The following is a 23,696-nucleotide window of genomic DNA, read 5'->3' on the forward strand; positions in this document are numbered from 1 at the left end:
TATAACTATGATGAGGGCACTTTGGACTGCTGCTACCGGTATGACTACACAGCAGCAAAACATGGATGTTATTTCTAATAATTTAGCCAATGTTAATACTACAGGGTATAAAAAACAACGTGCTGAATTTCAGGATCTTATATATCAGACATTGCGTCAACCAGGTTCCACCAGCGGCCCGGGCACAACTTATCCGGCGGCAATGCAGGCTGGCCATGGAGCTCGTTTATCTGCCACTAACAGAATTTTTACACAGGGAAATTATCAATCAACAGGCAATCCTACTGATATGGTAATCGATGGTGACGGCTTTTTTCAGGTTACGATGCCGGATGGGACCATTGGGTATACACGTGACGGTTCGTTTAAACTAGATGAAACACGGCGCATGGTTACATCGGATGGTTATCCCCTGGAGCCAGAAATAACTATTCCTGAAAATGCACCGTCTGACTCAATAACCATTGGCAGTGATGGAACAGTATCGGCCACACCGGCTGGGCAGAATACACCGGAAGAAGTTGGGCAGATTACAATAGTGAGATTTGTTAATCCGGCAGGATTATCAGCTCAGGGGAAAAATATTTTTTATCAGACAAGTGCATCAGGTGATCCAATTGAAAATAATCCGGGTGAAGATGGAGCGGGAACTATAACGCAGGGTTATCTTGAAATGTCCAATGTACAGGTAGCTGATGAAATGGTTAACATGATTGTTGCTCAGCGAGCTTATGAATCAAATGCCAAGGCTATAACAACATGTGACTCTATGCTGGAAATAGCAAATGGATTGAAACGCTGATAGGATCATTTGAGATGATGAAAAAAGTTGTAATATTGGCGGCAGTTTTTTTCTCCTTGATGATTTCATTATCATATGCGGCCGCACCAGCCTGGGTAGTTATTCACGATACAGGATTGGTATGGGGGGAAGATATCCTCCTGGGATCGATTGCTGACATTAGTTGCGCTGATGAGCAACGGCGGCAGCAGTTGATAAATATGAAATTGGGTATTATGAATAAACCGGGCAGTGTAAGAACCTTGTCGGCATATGTATTGAGATTAAGAATACAGTCATCAGGTATAGACAGTAGTGATATAACATGGTCAGTACCTGATGCTGTGACAATAACACGGGCGTCTCAGACCGTGTCGTCGGATCAGATCATTGCAACAGCTCAGTCCAAAATAAAAGAAACGATGGAACAAAACGGGGAGCAGCGTAGTTGGACGTTTGATGTACTGACACCTCCGTCAGATACGGTAGTGCCACCGGGACAGCTTACTTTTGATGCGCAAATTCCTTATGGAATAAAATATACAGTGCCTACTGTTGTATATGTGGATTTAAATGTAAAAGGGCAAACGACAGCACGGGTGTTATGCCGGTTTCAGCTGCACGTAATGGATGAAGTCGCAGTCGCTGCAAGAGCTGTACGAGCTAATACCCCGCTGACTGAACAAGATGTTCGTATAGAAAAAAAAGAAGTCGGACCCGTGGTAACGGATTATGTATTTGATTTGAATAAAGCTGTTGGAAGAATGTCCCGATATCCGCTTAAGCCGGGTGATTTATTACGCGAAAGTTTTTTAACAAAACCTATTTTGATAAAACGAGGAGCACTGGTTCATATAGTTGCTAATAAAAATGGTTTAAACGTTCAAACGGATGGGCTTGCGATGGCCGACGGCGGTAAGGATGATTTTATTCAAGTGAAAAATACGGTGACAGGAACTATTGTAAACGGAAAAGTAGTCGATGAAAATACGGTTGAAGTCCAATTGGATTAGTGATTTATGAAGCGTGGGTGATATAATGAAATTTAAGCAGATTATAATAATGAGCCTATTTGTCTGCATAATAACTGTTTATTGGCAGACTGGCGGACAGGCGCAGTCCTTGTGGGCGGAAACACAAACGGGCTCGTCGATGAATCTTTTTGCTGATCATAAGGCGCATAATATCGGTGATACATTGACTATTATCATCAGTGAATCATCGTCTACTAATACAACGAAATCAATGAGTAATGGCAAATCGGGCAGTAATTCATTGGGGGCCGGTGCAGGTATATTCAGTTTTTTGGCACAGGCCAGTGCCAATCAATCAGATAGTTTTAAAGCCAACGGCTCATCAAAGGATACAAATAGTGTCAATGGCAAGATAACAGTTACGGTTGTTGATGTAAAACCTAATGGAAATATGTTAGTTGAGGGAACACAGTCAATTTGGCAGAATAAAGATGAACATAAAATAACTTTAAATGGCGTAGTGCGTCCTGATGATGTTACATATGATAATACGGTACCATCTTATTTGGTGGCTGATGCCACATTGAAATTTGATGGTAAGGGCCCATTGAATGCAAAACAAAGACAGGGTATTTTGACACAAATACTTAATATACTCTTTTAATTGTAAAGATAAGAGGAGAATAAATGCGTAATATATTAAGGCCTTTGAGCTTGCTGGCAGTGTTTTGCATATTGACATTCGCAGGGAGCATTGCTTTGGCAGCAGATGTATCTGCTGCCAGAATAAAGGATATAGCTAAAGTTGAGGGAGTAAGATCAAACCAATTAGTCGGATATGGATTGGTAGTCGGACTGCAAGGCAGCGGAGATACCAATAAGACCTTGGAAACACTCAGCTCAGTGGCCAATATGCTGAAGAGTTTCGGTGTAAGTGTTGACACGGCAACCTTAAAGACAAAAAATGTTGCAGCTGTTATGGTGACAGCAACATTGCCACCATTTGCCCATGCCGGTGATAACATTGATTTTACAGCATCATCCATGGGTGATGCCAAAAGCTTATCCGGCGGAGTGCTTTTACAGACACCGTTAAAAGCCGGTAATGGACAGGTTTATGCTGTGGCGCAGGGGCCAATAGCCACCGGTGGTTATTCTGCATCAGGGCGGAGCAAGAATATTACTACGGTCGGTACTGCCAGTAATGGCGCGATTGTTGAACAGACGGTAGAAGATACGCTGGGGCAAAATGGCAATATATCATTTTCATTAGATAATGCTGATTTTTCAACGGCATCACGTATTGCCGGGGCAATAAATGCTAATTTTGGCGGAATTGCATCAGCTGCCAGCCCGGGACGTGTTGATGTTACGATACCATCTTATTATCGTAATAATATCGTTGGATTTGTATCTGATATAGAAAACTTATCAGTTGTACCAGATTCTCCGGCAAAAGTTGTCGTTAATGAACGTACGGGAACTATTGTGATGGGAGGAAATATAAGTGTTGATAAAGTGGCGATTGCGCAGGGTGGTCTCAGCATAAGCATTGATAAAACAACAGATGTGTATCAGCCATCCCCTTATAGCATGGGGAATACAATAGTCACTAAAAATACTAATACCAAGGTCAATGAACAAAAAGCCAATACAATAGTGCTTAACGCAACGGCCAGTGTGAATGATGTAGTAGGGGCCTTGAATGCTGTCGGTGCCACACCAAGGGATATTATCGCAATTTTGCAGGCAATGAAGACATCGGGTGCATTGCACGCGGATTTACAAGTAATTTGATTTTTGTTAAAGGAGAAAAATATGGAATCAGTGAATCCACTCACAGCATCACCGGCAATGGAACAGGCCAATCAAATGCAGGAAGCGGCTCAGTTGAAAAAAACGAGTGAGGCTTTGAAAGAAAGTGCTGTGGATAAATCTTCTGATACAGCTAAAAGTGATGCTAAACTTAAGGATGCATGTAAACAGTTTGAGGCGGTATTTCTTGATTTAATGTATAAACAGATGCGCGATACTGTACCTAAGGATTCACTTTTAGGCGATTCCAATGCTGATAATATTTTGCGCTCCATGCATGATACGGAAATGACAAAAAATATTGCTGAAGCTGGCGGTGTAGGATTGGCCGACATGCTTTATCGACAGATAAAAGAACAAGATGTAAAACCACCTTTGCCAATTGCGGCAAATGCCTATAAAAAACAAGCGTAGTTGCTATTAAAGAGGCTGTTGCAGATATGTTTATCAGTTGAAATATTGTGCTTGGTTTCAGCTGTAGATAGATTATTTTGCAATAGTCTCTTTTAATTTTGTTGATGAGGGAGACTATAAGACAAGTGAAAAAAATTTTTTATAGAGTATTTAGTTCAGTGATTTTTTTACTTATTGTTTGTCAGGCAGCGGCATTGGCAGCAAATCGTCCAATAAGTATGAATGCTGCCCGTTCCAGCATATCACAGGAAAAAGTGCGTGTTGTTTTTCAGTTTGACAGTTTACCGGTATATCAGACAGCGGTTGATCAGTCCGGTAAAAATATAACAATAGATTTTTCTGGTGTGGATGCAGCAAAAGTACAAAGTGTGATGAATATTAATGATGATGTGGTCCAGACTGTTACTATTAAAAACACGCAGTCAGGCTGTCGTGCAACCATAGCTTTGAATCAGGTGGTGCCTTATGAAGTTAATGTATTGCATAATCCAGACAGAATTTTTATCGATATACAGCGTTATTACGAACATTCTATAACACAAAATGTTGAAAGCGGACTTGATTATACGGTATATAACAGGCGTAATGAGTCAGGTGTGTTGAAGGCATATATATTAAATGTAGATCCTGCCAAATTTACTTTTGTTCCGGTGCTGGGCGGCGGGCGCACGTTAGGCAAAAATACGGTGTCGAGTATGTCTGATTATTATAATGCCGCAGCTGCCGTTAATGCATCATATTTCGGCGGTACTAAAGATGTATATGGTTTAACTAAAATAGATGGAACAATAGCAACTACTACTTATTTACCGCGCACTGCTTTTGGAGTGGACAACAATAATAAACCAATAATTGCAACTGTCAATTATGATGGGAGTATTCATACCAAGAATGGTGATTTTCCGATAAGTGGAGTAAACTGTGAACGTAGTGCCGATACTATTGTAGAATATAATTCTTTCTTTGGCAGCAGTACGGGAACCAATGAATATGGAATAGAATATACTGTAGTTAATAATAAAATAGCCAAAATTAATACCAATGATACAACGCTTCGTGATGGACAAACAGTTATTTCAGCGCATGGAAGTATGAAAGATAGTCTTAGCGGGCTCAAAGTCGGTGATGAGATGACGATCAATGAAAATTTAGGGACTGCATGGAATAATGCTTTGGAAATAGTAGGTGTGGGACCGCGGCTGGTAAAGGATGGGCAAATCAGTATAAATGCCGATGAAGAGCAAATTGGTCCGGATGTGACAGGAGGACAGGCACCACGTACTGCGGCAGCAATAAAAAGTGACGGACATGTATTATTAGTTGTTGTTGATGGTCGCTGTGCACAAAGTGATGGATTGACTTTAAATGGGTTGGCACAGTTATTGACTCAATTTGGAGCAAAAGATGCTGTTAATTTTGATGGCGGCGGTTCTTCTGAAATAGTGTTAGGCGGAGAAATTGAAAATACTCCTTCAGATGGGATGGAACGTCCGGTTGGTGTAGCATTGGCAGTTGTCAAAAGATAATAGGAATTTTTATGTTTATAAAGATTCTTCTTGCTATTAAACACTTCTAATGTATAATGATTATTAAGATATTATAAATTTAGAAATGTTTAATCAGATATATATAGCAGAGGAGTTGGGAAAATGAAGAAGAAAATATTGGGAATAGTGTTGGTAGGTATTATTGCACTGGCAGGCATTTATCATATGGCATCGGCACAAGCAGTGACTAATGAAGTATCCGCGTTATCAGGGACTGTATCATGGACGGCACAGCCGGGGGCAACGGTGCAGGAGGGAAATGATTTGGTAAGAATAGAAACAATGACGGGCAGTACAGCAGCTTGTCGGGCTTCAGCCGATGGCGTGGTAAAGGAAGTGCTGGTATCACCTGGACAAATGATAAAATCAGGTCAGATAGTAGCAAGAATAGTAGTACAATAAAATATTGGTTAGATTAGGAAGTTGGTTAAAATCAGAAAATGGCTATTTTGAGGTGAATTTATTGCAAAAAAAATTAAAATACTTAATTGGGATATTAACTTTCTTTTTATTGACAGGAACGGCTAATGTTATGGCGATGCCGGAAATTTTAACTACCCAGCAATTGCATCCGGGTATGATCGGTACGGCTAAGACGGTTGTACAAGGCAATGAAATAGAAAGTTTCAATGTAAAAATAATTGGAGTAGAGGATAATGGCAAGGGCGCATCCAAACAGATAATGGCAGAAGCGTATGGACCTATTATAAATGATACTAATGGTGTTATTCATGGTATGAGCGGTAGCCCGGTGTATGTGGACGGTAGATTGATAGGGGCAGTTGCCAGAGGAATTGGCAGTGATACCAATCCGCGGGTATTTTATATAACACCAATTGAAGATATGCTGCAGCTTTGGCAGTTTCCCGATCCTAAGGCTGATACGGGCCAGATAAATCAGGTTAAAATCGATTTGCCCAGTAGTGCGCAGCGTGTGGTGGCTGATAATGAGGAATTAGCCAGACTTTTAAAAAAGGGTCAGCCGGCAGCAAATAATAATATGGCGGCTGTTACCGCAAGAAAAGTAACGAAAGCAGCAAAAGCCGCAATGCAGTCTGAACAACAAAATAATACAGCTGAAAAGGCAGTAAAAACAGAATTTGTTGATATGACTAATTGGAAAAATAAATATGGTGGGGAAGATGATACGGTACAGGAAGGTATACCATTGGCCGTTAATGGCTTTTCCGGTGCGGGATTGGATTATTTAAAAAAAGAATTGGCTCCATTTAATATGTACCCATATGAAACTGGTCTAATGACGACAAAACAAAGTACCGGCAGCCTTGTTGGCAATACAGCGGTGCAGCCGGGAAGTTCTGTTGGAGTAGCACTTTCCTACGGTGATTTTTCTGTAGGGGCGATAGGAACAATTACAGCCATAGACGGTAATAAAATACTGGCTTTTGGACATCCGTTCACATATCGTGGCAATGTTAATTATTTTATGACGGATGCCGATATTGTTGGAACAGCCAGCGGATTAGTAAATGGGCAGAAAGTGTCATCTTTTGGTAAGATAATCGGACGGATAAATCAGGATCGTTATTCAGGTGTCAGTGGTATTATCGGCAAATATCCGTCGGTGGTTCCGATAAAGGTCACAGTGGATGACAAATTGCTTGAACGGCATAATGTTTATGCTGCAAACATTGCATATGATGAAGATCTGCTGCCTAACTTAGCCGCCAGTATTGCATATGCTTCACTTGACAGGACAATTGATAGTTTAAGCTCGGGTACAGCCAATGTTGAGTTCGCCATTAGGACGAATGCGGTGGACTCCGGTAAAATTACTCGTAGCAATATGTACTATAATAATGCTGATGTGGGGCAATTTTCCGTTGGCGAATTATTGCAACTGCTCAATATCATTTGTGCTGACACCAATAAGCAATATGATATTTTAGGAATAGACATGAAACTTTCCTTTGACGAAAAACGCAAAACAGCTTCAATAATAAGTGTTGTTCCTGATAGAGCTGTTGCTTATCCGGGCGATATAGTGAATTTAAAGGTTACATTACAACCGTACCGTGGACAAAAAGAACAAATACTTGTACCTTATACTATACCTAAAAATGAAGCTTCGGGCGAAATGTATCTGGAAATACGGGGCGGCGGATTGATACCGGTGGCAGCACTGGCTATGCAAGGGGTTGATCTAAGTCCGGAAGAAGATAAAACTCAGACGGCATCTGATAAAATAAACGATTTTTTGCAGACTGATAAAAATAATGATATTATTGTCGCGCAAATTGCGCCGCCAATAATGAGTGATAAAGAACAGAAAAAAGCGGTGGAAGATGCTTTGAAAGTACAAAAACAGCTGGAAGAAAGCGGGCAGCTGGGGAAAAAACCTGCAGCACCGCAGGAAATTAAGGCTACTACCGATTATATTATTGATAATGTGGTTAGAATTAACCTGGTAATTAAAAAATGAATGAATTGACTAAAAAAAATAGTAAATTAGTATTTACTATTTTTTTTATTATTGTTAAAATCATTAGATAGGATGTTAAATAATAATAAGGATGTGAAATGATGTTTATACTGGAAAAAATCGGTGCCATTGTTTTAAAAGCGCTTGAAACATGGGGCGGATTTGTGATATTGTTTTTACAGACATTGCGCCAGTGTAAACGAGCTCCCCGGTTTAGTCATGTATTGGAACAAATGGCCCATTTGGGTGTTGATACATTGCCGATAGTTGCACTTACATTATTATTTACCGGTATGGTTTTGACTTTGCAGACTGTTGCGGAATTTTTAAAATTTGGTGCACAGTCGACAGTTGGCGGAGTTGTGACAATTGCCGTGGGAAGAGAACTGGGACCGGTGCTGGTAGGTGTAGTAGCGGCCGGACGAGTAGGAGCTGCAATAACGGCAGAGTTAAGCACAATGAAGGTTACGGAGCAAATAGATGCCTTGAAGGTAATGGCTGTTAACCCAGTGGGATATTTAGTGGTTCCTCGTTTAATTGCCTGCATGTTAATGCTTCCTTTGCTAGTGGTGTTTGGTGACATAATTGGCTCATTTGGCGGCTGGATTGTGGCAAATTATTATGGGATATCATCTTTTATGTATATGCAGTCAATAAATACATTTGTGATCATTCATGACTTTACGGGCGGGCTTATTAAAGCTGTGGTATTTGGTGCTATAATTGCTACAATAGGTTGCTATTATGGCATGAATGCGGCAAACGGGGCTGAAGGTGTAGGTAAGGCTACAACAAAATCGGTTGTGGATGCAATAATTGCTATATTTTTCTTTAATTGCTTTTTGTCGATGCTTTTATACCGGTGAGGTGATGCAGATGATCATAAATTTGGTAGATGTGAATAAGTCTTTTAAAAAACATAAGGTATTAGAGCATATTAATTTGTCAGTAGAAAAGGGAGAAACAATGGCCATTATAGGTGCCAGTGGATCAGGTAAAAGCACTTTACTTAAACTGATGATTGGACTGGAATATCCTACTAGTGGTCAGATATGGATAAAAAATAAGGATATCACGACATTAAAAGAAGATGAACTTGATAAAGTACGGCTTAGTATGGGGATGGTTTTCCAATATTCAGCATTGTTCGATTCAATGACTGTAGCGGATAACGTGGCTTTTGGACTTAGGGAACATAGTAATTTATCTGAAAATGAAATACAGCGTGTAGTTGAAGAAAAACTTGATACTGTGGGTCTTAAAGGCTTTGGTAAATATCTGCCGAATGAATTGTCCGGCGGAATGAAGAAAAGGGTAAGCTTAGCCAGAGTAATAGCATTTGAACCGGAAATAATTCTTTATGATGAACCGACATCCGGTCTTGATCCGATTATGGCCGGGAAAATTGATAAATTGATAAAATATACACAGGAAATGATGAAAGTGACGTCAGTAGTCGTTACGCATGATATTAACAGTGCATATTACATGGCGGACAGAATTGCCATGGTTTATGAAGGACAAATAATAGCAGTAGATAATCCGGATAATATAAAAAACTCCACTGATGAACGAGTGAGGGAATTTATCCATGGTGGAAAAAGCTAATACATTATTTGCATGATGGGAGTGAGAACATGACAACAGAAGCTAAAGTGGGCGCATTTACTATAATGGCACTTATCTTAGCATCAGTGATCATCGTTCAATTGGGACATATCAGCTTTGGCGAACCACCGCATTACAGTGCGACTGCACTGTTCAAATACGTGAATGGACTTAAACCAGGTGCGCTGGTGCGTTATGCCGGTGTTAATGTGGGAGAAGTAAAAGCTGTAAAAACCGATGGAACCGGAGCTAAAGTTACTTTAGAAATAAGAAAAGATGTAAAAATACCAAAGTCTTCTACAGTGACGATAGCCAGTGACGGCATTATGGGAGAAAAGTTTGTTAATATCTATTCCGATGGCACTGACAATGGTGTATATATAGCAGACGGGGATGTAGTAAATGGCACTGAAGAATATACGATTGAATCATTGGTCGCATCAGCATCTCAAACATTAGATAAAGTCAATGATTTGGTTACATCAATGAATAAAGTACTTGGCAATCCCGAAGTACAAGATTCACTTGTGGAAACTGCTGCAAATCTGAAGAATATAACAGCTAATATGGATGAGGCTACAGCTGTTCTAGCCAGAGTGTCGATTAGCAATGAGGGTAATATAAATGATATAATACAAAATATGACATTACTTACTTCAAGTATGCAGCGTACAGCGGGCAGTGTTGAAACTATGGTTGATCAATTGAATGGTGACGGGCAATTAACGAATGACATTCGTGCTACGGTAGCTAATATGTCCAGCACCAGTGCAAGGATTGAACATATGGCGGCAAATTTGGAACCGGTAGTTTCAGATCCACAGACAGCTGACGACTTACAGAAGATTATCCATAATGCCAAAAATGTTTCTGATCGAGCTGATAATATGATGAAAAAAATCAGTTCAATAAAAACTAAGGCCGGTGCCGATATTTTGTATAGCGGCGGAAAATCAGATATGATGCTGAATGCTGACTTGAAAGTATACAGTAATAGTTCTAATGATTTTCTGCTGTTTGGCGGTGATGATATCGGCGGGGATAATCCAGCGACAAATTTGCAGTTGGGAACAGGAAATGATTCTTTTTCCGGACGTATAGGGCTTGTCGATAATAAGGCTGGAATTGGCTTGGATGCATATAGTGGGCCTTGGAAGTTTTCTCTTGATGCATATGATACTGATGATATAAGATTGAAGCTGCGTGGGCAATATCGGCTGGCTCCGGATTTTTATTTATTGGGGCAGATTAATGATGTTAACAAACAGACGGATAGAGCTGCATATTTAGGAATACGCAAAGAATTTTAGTAAATATAGTTTTAGGATGACGTACATTTTAGGAGGAAATCGTTTTGATGAAACATAGTCGTAATTTATTTAAAAACTTGACTGCCATGGTTTTAAGCGGTATTACAGTAATAACGCTTGGTAATACGGCATTTGCTCGTGAAATGTCGTTACAGGAAAGCGTGCTGGAGGCTTTAAACAATAACCATACAATAAAGCAGGAAGAAAGTGATGTCGAAAAAGCTAAGGCCATGCTTGGTGAAGCACAGGGAAACCAGGGAGTTAAACTTACTTGGACAGGGACAGTCAACAAACTGGGAGGACATTATTATAATAGTAATAATATAGATCATTCCTATGGCAACACTGTGACGGCAAGCCTGCCATTGTATGCGGGTGGACAGTTGGATGATAACTTAAAAAGCGCTAAACTGGGAGTTGACGTCAGCAACTATACATTGGAAAATACCAAGCAAAGTATACAACTCCAAGTGATACAAAGTTATTATCAGATATTGAACAGCCAGAATATAAAAGATGTACGTCAAAATGTAGTTAAACAATACAGTGATCATGAACAGATGGCGGAGGCAAAATATAACGCAGGCGTGGTACCAAAATCTGATTTGCTGCGGTCACAGGTAAACTTGGCTGATGCGCAGCAAAATCTTACGAGTGCAGAAAATGATCTGCAAATAGCGATAAGTGATTTTAATAAACTTATTGGTCAGGACTTAATGACAGATGTTCAACCTAGTGATGATTATCTAACTAATTATAAATTTACACAGACACTACAAGAATGTATGGATGAGGCTGTAACAAATCGACCTGATGGAATAGCCACCCGTAAGGCGGTTGAACAGGCTCAGCTGGCAATATCAGCGGCAAAGGCGGGATATTTGCCACAAGTGTCCCTTGTTGCACAAAAAGATATAGCTGGTAATAACATGATGACTAATGATCAAAGTGATAAATCGGCAGTTGGCGTGCAGGCAAGCTGGGATCTTTTTGATAGTAATGTAACGCATTCACAAGTGAAGCAGGCTGAAGCAGCACTTATACGTGCACAGCAGGAACAGGCTGATATGGATGATCAAATACGTTTGGATGTGCGGCAGGCTTATTTATCAATGGAAGCGGCACTGAAAAATATCCATACTACACAGGTGGCAGTGGCTCAGGCTACGGAAGATAATAGAATAGCTCAAGTGCGTTATCAGGCTGGTGTGGGTACTAATAGTGATATTTTGGATACGATTTCAGATTATGTGACAGCCCGTATGAATTATAATCAGGCACTTTATGATTATACTGTAAGCATAGCTTCATTGAATAAAGCCATGGGACTGGATGCACAATCGATAATTAATGATTTGGGTGGTAAAGGATCTGTTGTACCGACTGTAAGTGAAACAGTATCTGCACCGGTAGCAAATGAAACGGCGGCCGCACCGGCAGTTCAAGAAGAAAATGATTCTACTGAACTTAATGTATTGGATCGTGGTAGTGCACAAGCGGATAATTGATATTAAGTTTTAATTAATGTTTGTCAGGAGGAAGACAAATGAGAAAACCGTCGAAAAAAATTGCGATAATTGTAAGCACATTTATCTGTATAATATTGACGGTTTTCTTTTTTTCTGTCCGGCAGGCAGATAATTTTATGCAGTCGGCTGCACAATTGGCGAGCAGCAAGTTATCTCAGGTAATATCTACCAGAGTGAACGTGGGAACAGTGTCAGTAAAATCATTATCCAGTTTGGAAGCAGGGGAAGTAACAATTTACGATAAAACAGGGGCAATATTAATACAAGCAGGCCGCGTCGATGTCAGGTTCAGCCTGTGGCAGATAATTGTGGGGAATTTGGCTAAAAGTATTGACGAAGTCGATATAAAAGGCCCTTGTGTAAATATTGTGAAACGTGATGACGGCACATGGAATTATCGCGACGTTATTTCACAAGACCAGACCAATAACGATTTTTCTGGCAATATAAGGTTTATAGATGGGAAAGCAGCTGTTGAATTCGATGGTAAAAAAATTGGTTTTTCTCATGTAACAGGTAATATTGATTTTGCGGATAAACAGAAGAAACGGATTAATGCAAAATTACAACAAGACGGTACGTCGCTCAATGTCAATGGCGAAATTGGTGATGCGGTGCAGACGTTTGATATAAAGGCAGACAAGCTGGATGTTTTACCATATCTTGAGTTTATACCGCAAGATATGGTCCCCAAAAATTTTACAATAAAAAAAGGCTTGCTGGAAAATATTGACATAGTTTTCAATCTGGATTCATCAGGTATTATTGGCATTCAGGGGAAAACGAAAATTGCTGATGCTGCTTGTAAAGTAATGAATACAGATATTGATGACATTAATGGATTGGTTGTTTTTAATAAGGATGATGTTACTGTTTTTGCTAATGCAGCAATAAATCAACAGATAGTGAAAGTACACGGAAAAGTGACATTACAAGACGATCCGCAGCTCTTTCTTGCTGTGCGTTCAGATGCATTGAACTTTAAAAATGTGTTGCCGGAAATCCCTGTTGATGGGAATGTGGCTTTTGCCGCACAGATTACTGGAACTATGAGTGATCCGGCAATACATGCTTTTTTGTCGGCAAAACAGGTTGATTGTTACGGATATCAATTTACTGCTCTGCAGACTGAAGTGGATTTGGTGGATGATATAGTATATATAAAAAATGCGTCAGCCGGATTTGCTGGTGGAAATGTCACAGCAGAAGGAACCTTTTCAATAAAAGATAATTCTTATAGCGGACATGCTGTATTGAAGAACATCCAGTGCGGCCAATTGCAAGAATATGTTGGTGGGTTATCAGGAAAATTGTCGGGGAATATTGATTTTACGGGCATTTTGGGAAACAACAATAGTATCAAATTATACGGATCTGTGTCAATTGATGATGCTATTTATAATGAAATAGCAATTAATAAAATTGATGCAGCAGTTTCAATGCAGGGAAAAAACGTCCAAGTCAGTGCTTTGACTATATCTTTGGCTGACGGCGGCAATATAGCGGCAGCTGGTAAAATAACGGGCAGCAGCCTTGATTTGGAATTTTATGGTTCGAATATAGATTTGTCATTATTAAAAAATTACACGTCAATACAATTATCGGGTACGGCAGATTTTTATGGACATCTGTCAGGAAGTATCAATAATCCTTATTTGGATCTTAAACTTGTTGCCTATGACGGACAAGTAATGGGACAGCCATACCATGATATGCGCATTTCTGCGGCAGGTAGTATGGATGGTGTAAAAATAGAGAAAATGACAATGCAAAATGGAACCAATGAAATTATTCACAGTGCTCAAGGAACTATTGGGTTTACGGGAGAAAAACAGATAGACTTAACAATAGATACTAAAAATGCTCGCATGGAGAATATTGCTGAAGCATTTTTCCCGGATCAGCCAATAACTGGAAATATTGATAATCAAGTTCATTTGACAGGTACTGTTGATAACATAAGGGCTGACGGACATGTTCTTTTTCATGAGGGAAGCTACCGAGGAGTATTACTTACATCGGCAGAAGGCAGCTATACCTACGCGTCTGGTAAAATAATACTACGAAATTTTGTTGTAAAATCTCCTTTTGCAGACATGAACATAGATGGCAGCATTATTGATAATAGACTGGATATTAATGTAAGCATAGATCCGATGGATTTTGCCAAAATCCCGTCTTTGCCATATCAGTTGAAAGGAATCGGTAGTTTTAAAGGCCACGTAGGAGGCACTTTTGATAATATTGCCATTGAGGGGAATATACAGGCACTACAGATAATATTTAATGGTGAAGCGGTGACTAATGTCACAGGTGAATGTAATTATCAAGATGGAATATTAAAAATAACTGAAATGAAATGTAAACAGGCTGATGGTAATATTTCATTTGATAGTCAGGTGAATTTGATTAACGGCAGTCTTTCAGGGAAATTAAAAGCGGAGGGAATATCAGCTAAGGCGTTAACTTCAATGGTGAATTTACCTAATGAATATTTAACAGGCAGTTTTTCCGGAGAAGTGGATTTAAATGGTGAAATTTCTAATCCTGGTGCTCATTTAACAGGAAAAGTTGAGAATGGACATTTGAAAAAATATCCGCTGCAAGAAATTTCACTTGATGCCTCATATGAAAATGGAATAGTTACGATTAACCGTTTTTATGGACAACAAAATGCCGGAAAAGTTGCAGCAAGAGGAACATGGAATAGACACGGTGCTGTTGATATGGAGATTTCCACCGAGGGAATAGATGCCAGTATGCTGGCAGACATTATGGACTATAATGTGAATGTCAGGGGAACAATGAACGCCTATACCAAAATAAGCGGCACGGCGGATAGTCCGCAGGCAGATGTGTCTTTTGAAGTGGACAATGGTGGTGTGCGTACCACGACATTTGATAAAATGACCGGTTTGCTGAATTTACAAAAAGGTATAATAAATGTAAGACAGATATTGATGAATAAAGGAGAATATAAGATTTCTGCCAATGGGAAAATTCCGCTTATTGCGTTGAAAGCGGCTCCGTGGGAAATGCTCGCTCAATATGATCAGATCGATTTAAACATATCGTTGGATAATGCCGACATAAGTGTTTTACCGTTATTGTCCAAGCACGTTGAGTGGGCAACAGGGGCGTTAAAAGGAGGGTTAAAGATAACCGGTACATTGGCGCATCCTTTGTTTAACGGTACACTTAAAATGACAGATGGCGCTATGAAAATAAAAGAGTCAAAAATCCCGCTGCAAAGTATGCAGATGGATATAGTTTTTGATCGTGAGCAAATGAAGGTGAATGATTTTTCCGGGAAAATTGGCAATGGTACTTATTCATTGACTGGCAGCACATTGATAACAGGCGGGGGATTGCGAGATTATAATTTTGCTTTATCAATTGATAAAATAGCACTGGATAGTGATTACTATAAGGGACCATTCAGTGCACAGCTGAAACTTACTGAAGAAACTATATTTAAGCGTGTGTTACCTAAATTAGCGGGTAGCATAATTATTGATAATACCACTTTATCCTTCCCTGGTGTTCCTGATAACAGTGTATCAATACTGCCTGATATGTTGATTGATGTAGATATAAATGTTGGAAAGAATGTTCATCTTTATAAATCAATGCTGTATGATATGGACATAATGGGTAATGTTCATTTTGGAGGCACGACAAAACATCCTATGCCGTCAGGAGAAATTAACGTAATAAGAGGCCGGATTGAATATTTGAGGACAATTTTTAAAATTCAGGAGGGAGCTGCTTATTTCAACCAGGTCGGCTCATTTTTGCCAAGTATAATATTTAAGGCTCAAGCTAATTTATCACAAACAAGAATTGATTTATCAATTCAAGGTCCTATTGGAAACATGGAATTCCTGCTGACATCAGAGCCAGCTATGAGTCAGGAAGAAATATTAAAACTATTGACTTTTCGTGAAGCTTATAAGCAGGGCAGCGATATTGGATCTTCTGATTTGGCGCAGCTGGCAACGGTTGGTCTGCAGATGAGTTTCTTTAATGAAATTGAAGGATTCATTCGTGACACATTAAAACTTGACGAATTTAATATTGTGCGGGATACTATTTATAATGCTGATGGACATAATACGCAACAAGGAAATTCTGATGAAATTTATAATATTGAAATAGGAAAATACATTTCTAATAAGATATTACTGAAGTATAGTAATGGTGTAAATTATGATAGTCATAAGTATGGAGTAGAATATGACTTTAATAATAATCTAAGTGTACTTAATGAATGGGACAGCAGAAGCGGACATAAAATAACTTTAGAGGCAAACATAAAATTTTGAGACTAGGAGGTGACTGGTATGGAAATTAGTGAGTATTTATCAGAAATAGGGAAAATAGTTCTGCTAGAACCTGAAGAAGAAGAAAGATTGTGGACAGCATACAAGGATAAGCATGACGGACAGGCGCGCAGCAGGTTAATAGAATCATATCAGCCACTGGTCTTTAAATGTGCACGCAGTTTTTCTAAGGTTGAATGTATAATGGATCTTATTCAGGAAGGAACGGTTGGTCTCATTGAGGCAGTGGAAAGATATGATCCAGACAAAAATGTTGCTTTTTCATTATATGCGGTACATCGAATAAGAGGACGCATATTAAATTATTTGAATAAAGAATACAAGGGAAATAATTGTTGCAGTTTGTATGAGATTTTTGATGATATAGTTTCTATTGCTGATGATAAGATCAGTGTACAAGATCAGGCAGAAAAGAATTTTTTGACGGGACAGGTACAACAGATAATGCTCCGTTTACCCCCAAAAGAACAGGCAATTTTGGACGGAGTGTATCTTAAAGATAAAACACCTCAGGAATTGGCTGATACAATGGATGTTAGTCTGTCACATGTTTATCGCTTACAAAAAACAGCCGTACGACGACTGCGCGGTATGATGTCTAAATTTATGCAACATTGGAATTAATAGATAAGAAATCAGCAGAAAATAAGTATTTATAGGCTTAAAAAATTGTTTAATGGCTATTTTTGCTATAATAAAGCTATATTTGCTTAGAAATGGTATGCGGAATATATTTTTCTTATTGGATATTAATATCAGGCATAGATAAAGGAGGTCAGTCTCATGGCGAAAGTTGATAAAGTAATGAAGGAACATGTTAGTGCGGCAAAAAGATGGCTGGGCAAGGCAGAAACTTCATTGGAAAATAAAAATAATATTCGCGGGGATCTTCATATCATGCTGGCGGAAGCAGAATTGAAATGTGCCAGGGAAAAGATGGAGAAGAATGGGCGGCCATTTTGGCGCAGGCATGTTATTCCATTAGCAATGGGGGGGTTATTCCTTTTGTTGGGAGGCTATTGGCTGTTCGCCGGTACGGGCAGCACTATGACGGATCAGGTAAGTGTGCCTGCGGTTGCTACGGCAACTGTGACAAAACCTATGACTGATAAATTACCGGTATCAGCGGTGGTATCAAATGGGGAAAAAGCTTCACCGGAAGGTTCAGCAACGAGTGATATAAAAGTGGAATCGCAGCAGTCTGCCGGTTCCACTGAGAAGGCGGTATCTCAAGAAGAAAGTATACCTAAGGCGAATTTGGAAAAACAAACGATTAATAATGTTGAGGCCAAACCTCAGATCCCTTCTAAAGAAATGCAGCAGTTGATGCGCACCGCAAAAAAAACATTACAAGAGTAATAAAAATGGAATTCAGGAGGTAATTTTTTTGAATAAAAAGAAGGGCCGCATACTGGCATATATTTTAGCTGCTACTGTAACTAATTTTACGTTGGTAGAGCCACCAGTTATTCATGCGCAAGAGACCGGTGAATCATATGATAATACAAGTGCAGACGCGGGTGATGCTGATAGTACAGAAAATGTGCCGGCAGAGGGTACAGTAAATACCGAAAATGACACAACCGCAAACGTCCAAACTGCTGCAGCACCACCAGCTGAAAATGAACCCGTTAAAACCGCAGAACAAAGTAAGCAGGATGGGCAGCCAGTACAAAATACCGCACCTGATAGAACAAAAATCATTGATAGCTGGAATCAACAGCGACCTTCTGAAGACGACCTGACTAAAGCTGGTTCACAGTATGATGGTATGACTGTGGTTAGTGTTGATGTTACCGGGGAAGAAACGTTACCGGCGGCAATGGTACAGAATGTCATTAAGGTAAAGCCCGGTGACATATTTAAAAGTGATAATATTGCTGCCGATCGCCAGGCTATTTATGAAACAGGTCTGTTTTATGATAACTTTCCGACATATGAAGTAATTCCGGAAGGTGTAAAAATTACATATCATGTAATGGAAAATCCTATATTAAAACAGGTAAACATATCAGGCAACAAGGTATTATCTACCAATAAAATAAAAAGTCTGCTTACTGTAGAAGACGGAAAGGTGCTGAACAGTAAGACCTTAAATGATAATATTGCCAATATTGAAGCTGAATATAGAAAAGAAGGGTATATTCTTGCCAAAATTGGTAATATGTCAATAAATGAGCAAGGCGTATTGGATCTGGCTTTTAATGAAGGAATATTAGAAGGATATACAGTAAAGGGTAATGATAAAACAAAAACAAAAGTTATAACCCGTGAAATGCGTATGAAGCCGGGAGATGTATTTAATGCCAAACTGGCTAAACGCAGTATGCAGCGTATTTATAATCTGGGCTTTTTTGAAGATGTTAATATGAAATTATTGCCCGGTAAGGATCCGGATAAAATTATTATTGAAATAACCGTAGTGGAAAAACGTACTGGTTCATTTGGCGTGGGAGCAGGTTATAGTAATACTGATGGGATGATTGGGACAATTAGTCTCAGTGACAGCAATTTCCGCGGGACCGGCGATGCAGTCAAATTGACATATGAATTTGGCGGCAGTGGTAATGATGATCGCGGAGTTACTTTCAGTTATCGTCATCCATGGCTCGATTCGAAGGAAACGTCTATGACATTGCGTCTGTATGATCGTACATATGAATATTATGACTATAATACCGATGGGCATGAGATAGAAGGTTATGATCGCAATTACAGAGGCGGAGAAGTGACATTCGGTCGTCCTGAAAGCGAATATGTAACGAATTTTATAACGTTGAAAAATCGCCAGGATGAATATAAGGGATATGAAGAGGGTCTGGACCGAAGCGGTGATACGGATTGGCTTGACAGCAATTTCGGAACGACACGCAGTATAATTTTTACCAGAGCGTACGATACACGGGATAATGTATATAATCCCACACAGGGGGCGACTTACACTATTAGTGCTGAGTTTGCCGGACTGAGTGGAGATTTTAATTACAATAAATATACTTTCAGCGGGCAGAAGTATTATAACTTAGGACATTCACATGTTTTGGCACTGCGATTTGATGGTGGTTATTCAGATAATGACCTTCCTGAGTCATCACAGTTTCAGATAGGTGGACAGGGAAGTCTCCGCGGTTATAAGGACAACCAGTTTAAAGGGAATAACATGATGACTGGTTCGGTTGAATATAGATTCCCAGTAGTAAATAAAGTTCAGGGAGCTTTGTTTTATGACGTCGGTGATGCATGGAGCGGGCGTCAGTGGCCTTGGCAGTCTATTGAACAAGATTTCACACTGCACCACAGCTATGGTATAGGCGCACTGATAGAGACTCCGGTAGGACCACTGCGCTTGGATTACGGCATTGGAGAAAATGGCGGCCGGGTTAATTTTTCCGTTGGAGGAACATTTTAAAAGGCATTAAAAAGTATGTTTATCAATTTAAAAAAACTGGTATTGATTCTATTATTGGGAATTATTTTGGCTGATACGGGAACTGTCGCGGCAGAGGCAGTGATTGATGACAATAATATTGGTGTAAATGTTATTTCGTCAGGGCAATTGCCACTATCTGTAAAGGATAGAATGCAAGACAGTGTTGCGGTTATTGCCAGACAACTTATAAGCGGTAAGACAATGGAAGATATTGCAGCTAATAAGTCACAATATGAGTCGGTGATAAAGGATGTATTCAATAAAATATTGGTTGGATATACAGTGAAAAGAGTCACTATTACTGGCAATAACGATATCGCGGTTAGTGTGGAGCTTTTGCCGTGGGATGATACAATAAGATCAGTTTCCGTACAGGTTAAGACAGATGGTGTTTCACCTGAGATCGGTGAACTGGCATTGACCGATATTAAAGATATCGGCAGTTTATTTCAGGCTGACCTATACGGATTACCAATTGATGCCATAGACTGGACTAATGGTATTTTAAAGCATAGTCTGAATAATTTTATGTTGATTCATTTACCGGAGTTTAGGGCTGATTTTGAGATGAACCCGGGAATAGCAACAGATGTTACGGTTACAATATATCCGCGTATGCCGGTAATACGGGATATTGATTTAAAAATGCGTTCCGAGTCTATGCCAAATCTTTATTTGTTACAGGAACGGCTTTTTTGTCAGTCGCAGACGGATGTCCTATTGGGCGTTCCAATTGCTTTTGTTGAACGGCATAAAAAGTATTTCACAACAAAAATAGGTAATGCTCTGGATAGGGAAGCTGCTTTTAAAGCGGTTGATATGCACACATCGGTTGATATAGTAACGGGAGAAAAAACTTATATAACTACTCATTCTGATGCTGCAAAATATAATGTAAATATCGAAGGATGGGCTGACTTTGGGCGAAATGATAATGATAATAACAATATTATGTATCGTATTCATCTCGGCAGATATTTGACGGATAAACATGAAATTTTTAGTCAAATATTTATAAAACCGCAGGAAACGCAAGTCGATTGGGCAGCTGGGTATTATTACCATTTTAATGATAAATGGCGTACAGGTGGTCGTTACTTTTTTGCAGATAAGACATGGAGTATTGATACGCAGAGAATATTTAATAAAAGATGGTCTACCCGCTTTGATTATTTGCCGGCAAAATCAAGCTGGCAGGGGGCAATAAGATATAATGTACATGATTTTATTGGACTGGAATATATTTGGGAACGTGATGATGGCAAAGATGACCGGTGGATAAGATTGATCGGTAATTTTTGATGTTATGTTCAGAGCTTGAATAAAAAGTCCATGTTTGTTATAATTACTGTGTTTCATGGGCTGTATAGCTAAAAATAAAGGAGAATGGCTTGATGATTAATTTTCAAAAAAAGCAAATAAAAATTATAAGTTTTGTGATCGCAGCTGTGTTTGTACTTAGTATCGTGGCAATCGGAGTGTCTCAATATGATACCGGAATGGCTTCAGCAGCTTCATCATCTAATGTGGGAGTAGTTGATTATCGGCAGCTGGTCTCCAGTTCACCGCAATTAGCGCAGGTTCGTCAGCAATTGCAAGATGAACAAAAGAAGGCTGAAGATGACTTTAATGCCAAGGCAGCAACGATGAGTGATCAGGAAAAAAGTGATTATGCCGGTAAAGTCAGAGAAGATATGCTGAAAAAGCAAAAGGAACTATTGGATCCCATTATGGAAACGGTAAAGGCTAATGTTCAATCTGTCGCTGATGCCAAAGGCTTGGCAGTAGTTTTAGACAAAAATAGTGTTATATATGGCGGACAGGATATAACGCAGGATGTAATGAATAAAATGAAAAAACAGTAATAGTGACGTGTGCAGCCGAGCCATTGTGCTCGGTGATTTTCTGAAGAGGTGAGGTTCACGGACAGGCAGCAGTTGATGAAAAAAAAGACGTCTATTATTGGAGCTGTGACAGTTGTTATAATATTGGTCGCAATAGCTCTGGTGATAAAATATTTTTATAAACCGGCTGTGTCTCCCTCTCCTAATGAAATTAAAGCCGGAATTGTTGACATAAACCAGGTGCTTAAAATTCATCCACAATATAGGGAATTGGTTGATCTTAGAAATGAAAGAGTAAAAATAATCGAAAAAATTACTGCTTTATCGAAAGAAACCAAAACGGGTACTGATGATGCTGCGGCGGTAGAATCAATAAATGGGATTTTTAATGGCTTTGCTCAGCAAAAGGATGATATGCGGCAGCGTATAGTTAAACAAAAATTACAAGATGACATGCTGGATAGGGAAAAGCAATTACGCGCAGCTGTTGCGAATAGTCGTGCAGCTGATATAGAAAGTGTAAGCAACGAATATGAGAATGCCATTTTTAATTGTAGTTTGAAACTTGACAATGCGGAAAACCTGCGGCTCAGTGATGATGATATTAATAATCTTAATGAGCAGATGTTTCAATTGAAAAAGGAACGGGCGGAAAAGATTCATGCCGTTATGGCAAAATATGAAAGTCAGATAAGTGCACAGTTGAGTGAGTACTTTGCCGAACGAATAGCTGCATTACAGGCTGATGCGGATAATAAAAATGAAAAAAATAATCAGGAAATAAGTGCACAGGCCAATGAATTCCAGAAACAAAAAGATGAGTTATCACAAAAAAAACAGGATATGCTCAACAGCAGAAAAAAATTGTATTTCAATTTATTCAACCAGCTAGATGAAAAAAATAAGGAAATAGATGCGTTGCAGAAGGCCATGATACAGGATATTGCTGCAAAGGCGGCTAAGATAGCAATAGTACGCCATTTAGATATAGTTTATGCCAATCAGCAAGGGATATCTGACGAAAAAATTGGGACAGATGAAATTTTTGATAAATATTTTGAAAATAATATAATTACAACATCATCAGTGCAGAATATTACTGCTGATGTTATGCAAGAAATGCAGGATGGGCATTGAGTCCGACAGGGAGGAAAAAAGTTTTGAAACATAGAATGAAAATGATATTTTTGGCTGGAGCCGTTATTATGGTAGCAGCGGTATTATTGGCTGGTTGTTCAAATAAGGCTAAAATTGGCTATGTCGATATAAGTCGTGTAGCTGCAGAAAGTCCACAAGTGCAATCTTTGAACCAGAATTTTGAAAAAGAGTATAAACCGCTTGCCGATCAAATGGAAACCTTAGCTAAACAGCAAGACAGTATGTCAAAGGAAGATTATACTAAAGAAGTACAGCAACTTCAGCGTAAGGCTTATGGGATACAACAGAAATATAATGCACAAAGACAGGATTTAGTAAATAAAGTACTCGCGCGAATCAGCAAAGAAAAAGGGTTATCGGCAGTTACGACAAAAGCATCTTTTGCCGTTGATCCGGAAGTCCCGGTAGAAAACTCTGTAAGCGTTGATGGAGTAGTTGTAGATGGTGGTACGGATATAACAGATGAAGTAATCCAGAAGTTACAGTGATGGGAGTCAGTT

20 protein-coding genes are annotated in these 23,696 nt (G+C 39.3%); all 20 read left to right on the top strand.

The genetic code is table 11. The annotated features are described in order from the left end of the window. Window positions 1–7: 7 nt before the first annotated feature. The 20 genes from flgG (at window position 8) to I6751_RS13500 (ending at window position 23,684) form a co-directional block, all read left to right on the top strand. Window positions 8–802, top strand: a complete 795-nt coding sequence (gene flgG, locus I6751_RS13405; protein WP_196591343.1) for a flagellar basal-body rod protein FlgG — start codon at window positions 8–10, stop codon at window positions 800–802. A gap of 14 nt (window positions 803–816) precedes the next feature. Further along, window positions 817–1,794, top strand: coding sequence for a flagellar basal body P-ring formation chaperone FlgA (gene flgA / locus I6751_RS13410; protein ID WP_196591344.1), 978 nt, complete (start codon window positions 817–819; stop codon window positions 1,792–1,794). Window positions 1,795–1,843: 49 nt separating this feature from the next. Then, window positions 1,844–2,419 (top strand): flagellar basal body L-ring protein FlgH, encoded by a 576-nt coding sequence (locus I6751_RS13415; protein ID WP_229711517.1) that lies wholly within the window; start codon window positions 1,844–1,846, stop codon window positions 2,417–2,419. 23 nt (window positions 2,420–2,442) lie between these two features. Continuing rightward, window positions 2,443–3,552: a flagellar basal body P-ring protein FlgI gene (locus tag I6751_RS13420; RefSeq protein WP_182187759.1), complete on the top strand. Its 1,110-nt coding sequence runs from the start codon at window positions 2,443–2,445 to the stop codon at window positions 3,550–3,552. 21 nt (window positions 3,553–3,573) lie between these two features. Next, window positions 3,574–3,984 carry a rod-binding protein gene (locus I6751_RS13425; protein ID WP_182187760.1) on the top strand — a complete coding sequence of 137 codons (411 nt, stop codon included), beginning with the start codon at window positions 3,574–3,576 and terminating at the stop codon, window positions 3,982–3,984. Window positions 3,985–4,109: 125 nt separating this feature from the next. Beyond that, entirely contained in the window at window positions 4,110–5,510 is a 1,401-nt protein-coding gene (locus I6751_RS13430) for a phosphodiester glycosidase family protein (protein ID WP_196591345.1), read from the top strand. A 123-nt stretch (window positions 5,511–5,633) separates the two neighbouring features. Continuing rightward, window positions 5,634–5,933 (top strand): biotin/lipoyl-containing protein, encoded by a 300-nt coding sequence (locus I6751_RS13435; RefSeq protein WP_182187762.1) that lies wholly within the window; start codon window positions 5,634–5,636, stop codon window positions 5,931–5,933. Between the two features lie 61 nt (window positions 5,934–5,994). Continuing rightward, window positions 5,995–7,974, top strand: a complete 1,980-nt coding sequence (locus I6751_RS13440; RefSeq protein ID WP_231037911.1) for a SpoIVB peptidase S55 domain-containing protein — start codon at window positions 5,995–5,997, stop codon at window positions 7,972–7,974. A 98-nt stretch (window positions 7,975–8,072) separates the two neighbouring features. Beyond that, window positions 8,073–8,840 (top strand): MlaE family ABC transporter permease, encoded by a 768-nt coding sequence (locus I6751_RS13445; RefSeq protein WP_196591346.1) that lies wholly within the window; start codon window positions 8,073–8,075, stop codon window positions 8,838–8,840. Between the two features lie 13 nt (window positions 8,841–8,853). Further along, entirely contained in the window at window positions 8,854–9,582 is a 729-nt protein-coding gene (locus I6751_RS13450) for an ABC transporter ATP-binding protein (protein ID WP_196591378.1), read from the top strand. Between the two features lie 29 nt (window positions 9,583–9,611). After that, the gene (locus tag I6751_RS13455) at window positions 9,612–10,892 is read left to right on the top strand and encodes an MlaD family protein (RefSeq protein WP_196591347.1); all 1,281 of its coding nucleotides are present in this window, start codon (window positions 9,612–9,614) and stop codon (window positions 10,890–10,892) included. Between the two features lie 47 nt (window positions 10,893–10,939). Further along, window positions 10,940–12,400, top strand: a complete 1,461-nt coding sequence (locus tag I6751_RS13460) for a TolC family protein (RefSeq protein WP_231037915.1) — start codon at window positions 10,940–10,942, stop codon at window positions 12,398–12,400. A 38-nt stretch (window positions 12,401–12,438) separates the two neighbouring features. Continuing rightward, complete coding sequence (locus I6751_RS13465; protein ID WP_196591349.1) at window positions 12,439–16,746, top strand: translocation/assembly module TamB domain-containing protein; 4,308 nt, start codon at window positions 12,439–12,441, stop codon at window positions 16,744–16,746. An 18-nt stretch (window positions 16,747–16,764) separates the two neighbouring features. Continuing rightward, entirely contained in the window at window positions 16,765–17,388 is a 624-nt protein-coding gene (locus tag I6751_RS13470) for a sigma-70 family RNA polymerase sigma factor (protein ID WP_182187769.1), read from the top strand. 159 nt (window positions 17,389–17,547) lie between these two features. Then, on the top strand, window positions 17,548–18,123 hold the full coding sequence (locus I6751_RS13475) for a hypothetical protein (RefSeq protein ID WP_196591350.1): 576 nt from the start codon (window positions 17,548–17,550) through the stop codon (window positions 18,121–18,123). Between the two features lie 28 nt (window positions 18,124–18,151). Next, entirely contained in the window at window positions 18,152–20,173 is a 2,022-nt protein-coding gene (locus tag I6751_RS13480) for a BamA/OMP85 family outer membrane protein (protein WP_196591351.1), read from the top strand. Between the two features lie 15 nt (window positions 20,174–20,188). Further along, window positions 20,189–21,496 carry a hypothetical protein gene (locus I6751_RS13485; protein ID WP_196591352.1) on the top strand — a complete coding sequence of 436 codons (1,308 nt, stop codon included), beginning with the start codon at window positions 20,189–20,191 and terminating at the stop codon, window positions 21,494–21,496. A 92-nt stretch (window positions 21,497–21,588) separates the two neighbouring features. After that, entirely contained in the window at window positions 21,589–22,059 is a 471-nt protein-coding gene (locus I6751_RS13490; protein WP_182187772.1) for an OmpH/Skp family outer membrane protein, read from the top strand. A gap of 75 nt (window positions 22,060–22,134) precedes the next feature. Beyond that, entirely contained in the window at window positions 22,135–23,175 is a 1,041-nt protein-coding gene (locus I6751_RS13495) for a hypothetical protein (RefSeq protein WP_196591353.1), read from the top strand. Window positions 23,176–23,198: 23 nt separating this feature from the next. After that, window positions 23,199–23,684, top strand: a complete 486-nt coding sequence (locus tag I6751_RS13500; protein ID WP_196591354.1) for an OmpH/Skp family outer membrane protein — start codon at window positions 23,199–23,201, stop codon at window positions 23,682–23,684. The last annotated feature ends 12 nt before the right edge of the window (window positions 23,685–23,696 follow it).

Origin of the sequence: Pectinatus frisingensis (assembly GCF_015732285.1) — a bacterium.
GTDB lineage: Bacteria > Bacillota > Negativicutes > Selenomonadales > Selenomonadaceae > Pectinatus > Pectinatus frisingensis.